Annotated in this window: 7 protein-coding genes, 1 tRNA gene and 1 pseudogene; 8 read left to right on the forward strand and 1 reads right to left on the reverse strand. The window is 35.8% G+C overall.

Annotated elements, in window-relative coordinates; translation table 11 throughout:
- Positions 1 to 558: 558 nt before the first annotated feature.
- From ENO17_07240 to ENO17_07255, 4 genes and pseudogenes are all read left to right on the forward strand, one after another.
- Complete coding sequence (locus ENO17_07240) at positions 559 to 1041, forward strand: hypothetical protein (protein ID HER24824.1); 483 nt, start codon at positions 559 to 561, stop codon at positions 1039 to 1041.
- 1 nt (position 1042) lies between these two features.
- Positions 1043 to 1432 (forward strand): metallopeptidase family protein, encoded by a 390-nt coding sequence (locus ENO17_07245; GenBank protein HER24825.1) that lies wholly within the window; start codon positions 1043 to 1045, stop codon positions 1430 to 1432.
- A 1-nt stretch (position 1433) separates the two neighbouring features.
- Positions 1434 to 2489, forward strand: a complete 1056-nt coding sequence (gene add, locus ENO17_07250) for an adenosine deaminase (protein ID HER24826.1) — start codon at positions 1434 to 1436, stop codon at positions 2487 to 2489.
- A gap of 30 nt (positions 2490 to 2519) precedes the next feature.
- Positions 2520 to 3524 (forward strand): annotated as a pseudogene (locus ENO17_07255) (histidinol-phosphate aminotransferase family protein).
- 9 nt (positions 3525 to 3533) lie between these two features.
- Here ENO17_07255 and ENO17_07260 read toward each other — a convergent pair.
- Positions 3534 to 3620, reverse strand: a tRNA-Leu gene (locus tag ENO17_07260).
- Between the two features lie 261 nt (positions 3621 to 3881).
- Here ENO17_07260 and ENO17_07265 point away from each other — a divergent pair.
- The 4 genes from ENO17_07265 to ENO17_07280 all read left to right on the forward strand — a co-directional run bounded on the left by ENO17_07265 (position 3882) and on the right by ENO17_07280 (position 9561).
- Positions 3882 to 4883: an HD domain-containing protein gene (locus ENO17_07265; protein ID HER24827.1), complete on the forward strand. Its 1002-nt coding sequence runs from the start codon at positions 3882 to 3884 to the stop codon at positions 4881 to 4883.
- 51 nt (positions 4884 to 4934) lie between these two features.
- Entirely contained in the window at positions 4935 to 6305 is a 1371-nt protein-coding gene (locus ENO17_07270) for a TldD/PmbA family protein (protein HER24828.1), read from the forward strand.
- A gap of 1 nt (position 6306) precedes the next feature.
- Positions 6307 to 7668, forward strand: a complete 1362-nt coding sequence (locus tag ENO17_07275; protein HER24829.1) for a TldD/PmbA family protein — start codon at positions 6307 to 6309, stop codon at positions 7666 to 7668.
- 99 nt (positions 7669 to 7767) lie between these two features.
- Positions 7768 to 9561, forward strand: a complete 1794-nt coding sequence (locus tag ENO17_07280) for a metal-independent alpha-mannosidase (protein ID HER24830.1) — start codon at positions 7768 to 7770, stop codon at positions 9559 to 9561.
- Positions 9562 to 9736 lie beyond the last annotated feature (175 nt).

Consider the following 9736-nt stretch of genomic DNA (forward strand, 5'->3'; position numbering starts at 1 on the left):
AAGCCCAAAATATCCTTATAGTTCCCCCTAAAAAGCATGACTTAAAGGCCACCGTTCAATGTACCTATTTGACCATCCCCCAGGTTCAAGAAACTGCCCGTGTATTGCTTTGTCAGCCTTGTATAAGTCCCTTTTTCCCTGTCTTTTCTCCTGATACTACTATTCCGGGGGAGTATAGAGAGGGAAGTGAAAATTATAATTCAAAATCCTATTGGTGGGAGAGTGAGCGATTTCATCGAAAAGCTTTACTAAATTTTAATTCTGCACAAATTGAAATCCAGCCTTTAATTATGAATTACGAAGAAGAAATCATTTCTTCTATCGAAAATAGTTTAAATACATTAAATCAAAAACAGATTGATGAATGTTTTATACGAGCCCAAACTATGGTTAAAAATTGGGGTTCTAAACTAAATCGTCTTCCTTCGGTAAATTTGGGATGGCGTTTTTGCAATTATTGGCGTAGATATAATAAAATGAACGGTATTCCGTAAGAAAAATAAAGATTTTACTCTAAAGATTATTTCAAGGTAAAATAAGAAATTGAGGTTATTTATAATGAAAATATTGGTAGCATTTTATTCAAGAAGCGGAAAGACTAAAAAAGTAGCCGAGGCTATTTCTGGTATCTTAAAATGCGATCAGGAAGAGATTTTTGATACTAAAAACAGAGAGGGAACTGTAGGATTCTTAAGTGCCGGTACTGATGCTAACTTGAGAAGATTAACCGCAATTAAGGAGGTAAAGAACGATCCTTCTTTATATGATCTGGTCATTGTCGGAACTCCTATCTGGTCTTCTAATATTGCTACTCCGGTTAGAACTTATCTTTTTTCATACAAAGAAGAATTTAAAAAAATTGCTTTTTTCTGTACTCGATTAGGTTCGGATACCAAGAAAATTTTTAATGATATGAAAAATCTTAGTAAAAAGACTCCACTTGCCTTGCTTGAGCTAACCTCACGCGAAGTGGCAAGAGACCAGTATATACAGAAAGTGAAGGAATTTATCAAAAATTTAAAGAAAGAGACAGCAAAATAAAATGAAAGTAACCGAAGAGGAATTTGAGGGATTGGTAACAGAGGCAGTAAGCAGCCTTCCCCAAAAATTTAAGGAAAAGATGGAAAATATTGCTATTGCTATTGAAGATTTGCCTTCTCAGGAACTTCTTCGGGAGATGAAGATCAAATCCCCTTATGGACTTTTAGGGCTTTATCGAGGGGTTCCCTTTCCCAGGAGAGGTATCTGGTATGGTAATGTTATGCCTGATAAGATTATCATCTTTAAAAAACCTATAGAAGTTCGATGTAGAAATAACGAAGAAATAAAGGAATCGGTTAGAAGAGTAGTTATACATGAGATTGGACATTACTTTGGTTTGGGCGAAGCAGATTTGCGAAAGATTGAAAGGGAGAAGCATATGAATTCTTAATATGATAAGGCTTTCGGATAAATTAGAGATATTTATCGGGGAAATTCCCAAAGTTGAACTCCATCTTCATTTGGAAGGAGCAATTCCCCTGGAAACTTTATTTGGTTTAATCCAAAGAGGGGGGAATAATAGATCAATTAAGAATTTGGAAGACCTGAAGAGACGGTTAACCTATTCTAATTTTACGCAATTTATTAAAGTTTGGTTATGGAAGAACAGTTTTATTAACCAATATAAGGATTTTGAAGAAATAGTCTACCGGGTTCTTCAAAGCTTGAGTCAGCAAAATGTAAAATATGTAGAGGCATTTTATTCTCCCCGGGATTTTACTTTCAAAAATCAAAAATTATCTGCCTGCGGAATAACTGAAAGTTTGATTAAGGGGAAGGAAAGTGCTTTTAATGACTTTGGGATTCGTAGTGCGTTGATCGTTGATATAGTCAGGGATTATGGTCCACGTATGGGTATGAATTTGATAAAAGAATTGTCTGGATATTTAGGTCGGGGACTTATAGGCATCGGCCTAGGAGGAAATGAAAGATTATTTCCCGCAGGTCTTTTTACTAAAGTTTATCAGGAAGCCAGAGAGCTGGGTTTTCGGCTTACCGCTCATGCGGGCGAAACAGATGGTGCAAAATCTATTTGGGCAGCCATCAATGAACTTGGAACAGAACGAATTGGTCACGGATTAAGGGCTTATGAAGATCCTCAATTAATCGATTATCTTAAAGAAATACAGATACCATTAGAATTGTGCGTAGTAAGCAATATCAAGACCCGGGTTTGTAAAACCTTCAAAGAACATCCTATTAGAAATTATTTTAAAGATGGATTAATGATCACAATTAATTCTGATGACCCTGCCATGTTTAATACCTCAATAAACAATGAGTACCGAGTTCTCATTCAAAAGTACGGATTCAATTTAGATGAAATAAGGAAAGTTAATTATCATTCGATTGAAGCATCTTTTTTGGCAGGTGAAGAGAAAGATGTAATGAAAGAAATTTTTAATAAAGAATGGGGAAAATTAATATCTAAATATTTTAAAAATTGAAGAAAGAGAGTAAAAAAGGAAAAATTGTAAATGAAGAATAAACAAAATAAAGAATGTCGCAAAAAAGAAAAGATATTTTTAGCCCAATCTTATTTTAAATATCCTCATCCTGAAGAGATGTTAAAGGAATTATTCGAAGAACTTAAGGTAATGAACCGATATCCTTCAGGTGGAGGATACGCAGAACTACGACAGATTTTAGCTGAATATGTAGGTATAAAGAGGGAAAATGTTTTACCAGCTAATGGTTCGGATGAAGTTATTGAAATAGTGTCCCGAGTTTACAAGGGGAAAGTTTTAATTCCTATTCCTACTTTTTCTCAATATGAAGTGAGCGCAAACAGAGAGAGGTTGCCCAAAGTTTTAGTCAATTGTTTGCATGATAGAGTATATTGCCTTAATTTTAGCGCTGAACAATTGGAAGAAGCTTCTTTAATTTGGATATGCAATCCCAACAATCCCACCGGGACAAGAATTCCCCGGGAAAACATTATTGACATTTTGCAAAGGGCAAAAGGGATGGTCGTCGTAGATGAATGCAATTTCGAGTATCTGGAAGAGACGGTAGTGGACTTGATAGATAAATATGAAAATTTAATTATCTCCAGAAGTTTTTCTAAAAACTTTGGATTGGCAGGTTTGCGTTTGGGTTTTGCTGTTTCTAATCCCCAAAATATAGAGAAATTAAGTGTTTTTGGTCAACATTTCAGAGTAAATAGAATCGCTGAGAAAGCTGCGGGGATAGCCTTAAAATATTTAGATTACTATCAAGAAGTCTGGCAAAAAATAGAGAAAGCAAGAGATAAATTTGTAAGGCAAATAAATGAGTTAGGATTTTTTGCTTATGATTCTAAAGCAAACTTTGTTTTAGTAGAGTTTAAGGGTAAAAAAGAAACAGAAAAAGTTTGGAAATATTTAAAAGAAAATGGTATTTATACTTTACCTGGTTGGAATAATGAATTTTCTGGTTTAGGGGATCAATTTATTAGATTTACTATCGGACAAGAATGGGAGATGGATAGGGTAGTGGAGATGTTATCTTATTGGTGCCGAAGGGGGGATTTGAACCCCCACAGGCTTACACCTACTACGCCCTGAACGTAGCGCGTCTACCAGTTCCGCCACTTCGGCTTATTTTAAAAAATAAATTAAAAAATCAATAGAGAGCCAAAAGAGTCTGTACTGAAAATAGAATAGAGAAAATAGAAATTATTGTCAAGTCTGATAATATATAGTATATATTATCAAGTATCAACTATCGAGTCAAAAAAAAATAAAAGAAAGAAATAGTTTAAGATAGTATCGAGTTAAGAAACCAAAAGGAAAGATGGAGAGAGAAAACATTAACAAGCTATTTCGGTATCGAAAATATTAAAAAAGAGGTGAAGCGTTTTGGTTAAAAAACAAATGATAACTGATTTAAATTTAAATACCAGAATTAACGATATATTTATCCTGAAAAATATAGAGTTTAGAGTGAGAAAAGACCAGAAAACCATAGACATGTTCTTTAAAATTGCTGATAAGACCGGAGAAATTGAAGCCATAAACTGGGATGTTTCCAGTGACAAAGTAGAAACATTGGGCAAGATTGAATTTGCCCATGTTCAGGGGCAGATAACTAAAAAGAAAATTGATGGCACTCTTCAGGCGACAATTTCTTCTCTCGTCAAAACTGCTCCCTTGGATTTAGATTATTCCGATTATTTACCCCAATCAAAAGAAAATTTAGATAAATTGATGCTTAAGATTCTTTCCAAGATCGATTCTATCAAGAATGATCACTTAAAGAATCTGTTAAAGAGTTTTTTTAATGACCCAGAATTTAAGGAAAAGTTTAAGAAAGCCCCCGCTGCCACTAAAGTACACCAGCCTTATATCGGAGGTTTACTTGAGCACACGGTAAATGTGGCAACTATTTGTGAGTCTATAAGTAATCTCTACCAGGAAATAGACCGTGATTTTCTAATTACCATGGCTATTCTTCATGATATTGGTAAGATAAGAGAATATGCCTACGATAAGGTTATCGAACATACTGATGAAGGTAAACTTTTAGGGCATATTGCTATAAGTTTAGAGATGATCGATCAGAAGATAAAGTGCATGAATGATTTTCCCAAAGATTTAGAATTGATGGTAAAACATACTTTATTAAGTCATCATGGCCATTTTGAATTCGGCTCTCCCCGGCTTCCCAGTATCCTGGCAGCTATAGCTCTTTATTATGCCGACGAGATGGATGCCAAGGTAAGTGGTTTTATAAATATCAAAGAAGAGAATAAAAATTTTAAAGAAAAATGGAGTAAGTGGGTTTGGTGGTTAGAAAGGTCAATTTATTTAGATGAAGAAGCCATCTTAAAAAATGATATAGACAAGTCAGAAGAAGATTAGAATAAAATAAAATAAGGAGTAACCATCTAACTAAATTAAAGGAGAAGATACATGAAAGAAATTTTTGACAGAGCTTTAAAAAATAAAAAAAACAGTGCAGATTATATTGAGATAAGGGCGGAAAAGAAAGAAACGACTACTATTCATTTTCAAGGAGAGAAGTTGGAAAAAATAAATTGTTCCCAACAGGCAGGAGGTAATGTGCGTGCGCTGGTAAAAGGTGGATGGGGATTTGTTTCCTTTAATCAGTTTGATGATTTGGAAGAAAAAGTTCGAGAGGCAATTGAAGTGGCGAGTTTAATTGGAAAAGAAGAGAGCAGATTGGCAGCGACTTTACCGGTAGTAGAAATAATTCATCGGGAATTAGATAAAGATTTTCGCCAGATAAGCTTGAAAGAAAAAAAGGATTTAATGGAAGATTATAATAATATAATTATGAAATCTGATCCCCTGATCCAATCTTCTAATGTAGCCTATACGGATAGATTTTCTACTATTTATTTTGCCAATTCGGAAGGCAGCTATATCGAACAGGAAAAACCCTTTTTAAGTGTCCGTCTTACAGCTATAGCTCGAGAGGGAGATAATGTACAAATGGCCAGTGAAAGCATTGGGAGTACCAAAGGTTTTAAAATAATAGAAGAGATTTCCACTAAAGCACAAAGAGCTGCTTCTCGAGCAATCAATCTTCTTAAAGCCCAGTCGGTAGAAGGGGGAGAATATACGGTGATAATGGATCAGGCTTTAAGCGGAGTTTTTATCCATGAGGCTTTTGGTCATCTCAGTGAAGCTGATTTTCTATATGAGGATGAGAGGATGAGTAGTTTAATGAAATTGGGGAAGAAAGTTGGCTCACCCCAGCTTAATGTGGTTGATGATGGTTCTGTCCCCGATTTATTAGGTTCTTCCAAATATGATGATGAAGGTGTGAAAACCAGGAAAACTTATCTGATAAAAAATGGGATCCTGGCAGGCAGGCTTCATTCACGGGAGACTGCAGTTAAAATGGGGGAAGAACCAACCGGAAATGCCCGTGCTCTCAATTATCGTTTTAAGCCTATTGTACGAATGACCAATACCTACATCGAAAACGGGAATACTGCTTTTAAAGATTTATTATCAGGTATAGAAAAGGGCATTTATGCTAAGGATTGCTATGGCGGGATGACCACCTTTGAAATGTTCACCTTTAGTGCCGGGGAAGGTTTTATGATAAGAGACGGTAAAATTGCCGAGCCGGTTAAGGATGTGGTTTTAAGTGGGAATTTGTTTTCTACTCTACTGAATATTGAAGGAGTAGGAAATGATTTGAAAATAATTGAATCCGGCGGGGGATGTGGAAAAGCGGGTCAAAACCCGCTACCGGTTTCTTTCGGGAGCCCTCATCTCAGGATAAAACAAGTAGTAGTAGGGGGTAGATAAAATGAAAAAATTATTAAAGCAAGCCTGCGAAAAAACAGATTCAGCTGAGCTATTTAGAGCAAAGAGCAAAACTATTCCGGTAAATTTTGAAGTAAACAGATTGAAATCTATTGATATTTCCGAGAGTGAAGGGAAAGCATTGCGGGTAATAAATAAAGGGAAAATAGGATTTTCTACCTCTACGGGAGATGAAGATTTTGGTTTAATCGTTAAAAAAGCAGTTGCGACTTCTGAATTTGGTTCAACGGCTTCTTTTGATTTTCCGGGAGAAATGAAAAAGGAGAATAAAGAAAAGAAAAGTTTAGCCATATATGATGAAAAAGTAGTCGATAAAAGCATTGAAGAGATGGTAAAGATAGGTGAAGGTATTATAGAGAGAATAAAGGACTTTAATCCAAAATTGCGTTGTGATGTCACTATCTTAAAAGATCTTAGCGAAGTAGAATATCTTAATTCCCGGGGAGGGAATTTTTCTTACCTTAAGACCGCCATCGCTTATTCACTGATGGTGCAGCAAACCGAAGAACAAGATATGTTGATGGTCTATTCCTCTCTTGAATCAGGAAAGGACGATCTTAATGCTAAGGAATTAACCTCTGAAATAATCGAAAATTTAAAATGGGGAGAAAAGATTGTCTCTGTAGGAAGTGGTAAGATGCCGGTTATCTTTACTCCTAAGGCAGCTTTGGTCTTGATTCTCTCTATCATCAGTGGTTTAAATGGAAAGATGGTCTTGAAGAAAATTTCTCCTTTAACTTCTCAAAAAAACAAGAAATTATGGAGTGACCTGTTAACTCTTTATAGTGATGGTACTATAGATTTTGCTTTAGGCAGTGCTCCTTTTGATGATGAAGGAGTCGAAATGAAAAGGATACCTTTGGTAGAAAAAGGGGAGATTAAAAATTTTTATTATGACCTACAGACAGCAGGAATGGTTGGCGTAGAAAGTACCGGCAATGGTTTGAGAAGCGGTATACAAAGCGAACCTGTTCCTGGCATAAGTAACTTGATCATGGAGGAAGGAGAAGTTTCTTTTCAAGATATGGTTAAAGATATTTCAGAAGGGATAATTATCGACCAGGTCCTCGGTCTGGGACAGGGGAATATAATAAGCGGAGCCTTCTCAAATAATGTACAGCTGGGTTATAAGATAGAAAAAGGTAAAATAGTAGGAAGAGTTAAGGATGTTATGATTGCCGGTAATGCCTTGGAAGAACTAAAAAATATCGCTGCTTTGGGAAATAAAGCTAAATGGGTAGAAGGAAAATATAAATTTCCTCATATCTATCTTAAATCTCTATCTGTTTCTGCTAAAGTGTGTCAAGGGGACGGTTCTCCTGACAACATCCAGGTGATAAGATAAGGTAGAAAGTAGGTAATAGTTAATGATTAATTTATTTAGGATAAACCAGGAAGGCGGTAAGAACGTTGTCAAGAGAACCGTCCCCTTGACAAGAAAGATATGAATAAAATTATTACTAAGCCGGAAGAAATAATAAAAAATGAGCAAGTACTGTATGCCGGGAATCATTACCTCAGTGTGCCCATTATTGATTGCCAGAACGGAGCTATTAAAAATATAAATATTGCCTCTCTTTCTAATAAAGCTTTAGTAGAGTTAAAAGGAGAGCCAAATTTATTTACGCCCTATTTTTACCAGGAAGGAAAAGAAATTGAAATAGAAAAGATAGAAATTTCTAAAGAACAGTATTATCTACCCCGCTTAAACTTCTTTTTAAAGGGCGGGATAAGAGTCACCGGAAGAATATTTACCGATCTTAAGGAAAAGGGGATTATTTATAGCTTTGAAAGTTCAGAAGCTATCGATATTTCTTTTGTTTTTGATTTAAGAGAAGTAAGTTTATTAAGATTCAGTTCTCAACAGATAAATGCTGAAAAAATAATTATAAAAGATAAATGGTTAGGTAATCCGGTTATTAATATTCTCTCTTCGGGAGTTTCACTATCCTTAGCCTTTGGCGGAGATAAAGATTTTGAAACTGATAACTTTGAAGGGAAACAAACCTTAAATTTAAAGATGCCCTGCCGGAATAACAATTGTTTTTATATAGCTGTAAACTATGATCCTGATGGCGCATCTACCACCCTCATTCATCTAAAAAGAAAAGGATGTGTAAGAATCTATGATGAATTTCTGGAGTGGCTGAAGGGAAAAACCATTCCCTACCCTAAAGATCCCGTACTGGAAACCAGATTAAACGAAAATCTATTTTTTAATTATTTTTTCTCTGTAGCCAAAGATATGGAGAGCGATCAATATCTGGGGTTAACTTCCAGAAGCCCCCGCTATTATGTTTCCGGAGCATTTTGGGAAAGAGATTTTTTCTTGTGGTCTCTACCCGCGATAAAATTGGTTTGCCCTAAATTATTTCAGCATCTGGTAAGAGAAATGATCCTGATGCACAGCAAGAATCCGGGAGATCATGCTCATTATATTGACGGTACCGTTTTATACCCCGGTTTTGAACTGGATGAAGCGGCTGCTTATTTTATTCTTTTAGAAAACCTGGAAGACTCTCTTTTTGATGAAAGATTAATAAGAAGCCTGGAAGAAGTGTTTGAAAGGATAGAAAAAGAGTACGACCCGGGTACCGGACTGTATAAAACTTTCTTGCTTCCTTCTGATGACCCGGCAGAATACCCTCTGGTGACCATTGATAATGTCATTCTCTGGCGAGGGCTGCAAAACTGGAGAGATGTCTTATTAAAAAAAGGTAAGTTTAAAAAAGCACGACTGATCAATCGGAAAATAGAAAACATTCATCAAGGGATCCATAAATATTTAGTCAAGGAAATAGAAGGAAAGAAAATATTTTTATGGTCTACTAACGGAAAGGGAAATTTCAGGTTATATAATGATCCTCCCGGAAATTTGGGGATGCTCTGTTTTTATAGATTTGTTGATAAAGATAATCCGGTATTTAAAAATACCATAGATTATTATTATTCTCCCCATTATCCTTATTACTTTAAAAATGCCAGGATAAATGAATTGGCTTGCGATCACCATCCCAATACCCCATCAGGACTGGGATTATGCGGGAGCATCTTAAATCCCCTATTATCGAACCTGGCCTTAAAATGGCTAAGGAATGCGAATATGGACTATGGTCTTCTGTCGGAGAGCTTTGATAAAGATTCGGGAGAAGCTAAAACCGGAGTTGGATTTGCTTCCGGTTGCGGTCTTCTGGCTTATTCTCTCTATCTTGTCTTGGTTAAGGAGGAGAGAGAATGAAAGCAGCTTCAGTAGATTGGAAGGAAAACGAATGGGGAAACATAGATAAACAAAAAATCCTAATTGGCAAGATCAAAGAATATTTAGAAAAGGCGGTAAAAGAGCAAGTTGATATCATTGTTTTCCCCGGGTTTACCGGATGTTTTTTCCAGCAACTGAACCATCCGGATAATAT

The sequence above is a fragment of the Candidatus Atribacteria bacterium genome (genome assembly GCA_011056645.1).
In the GTDB taxonomy this organism is placed as follows: domain Bacteria; phylum Atribacterota; class Phoenicimicrobiia; order Phoenicimicrobiales; family Phoenicimicrobiaceae; genus Sediminicultor; species Sediminicultor quartus.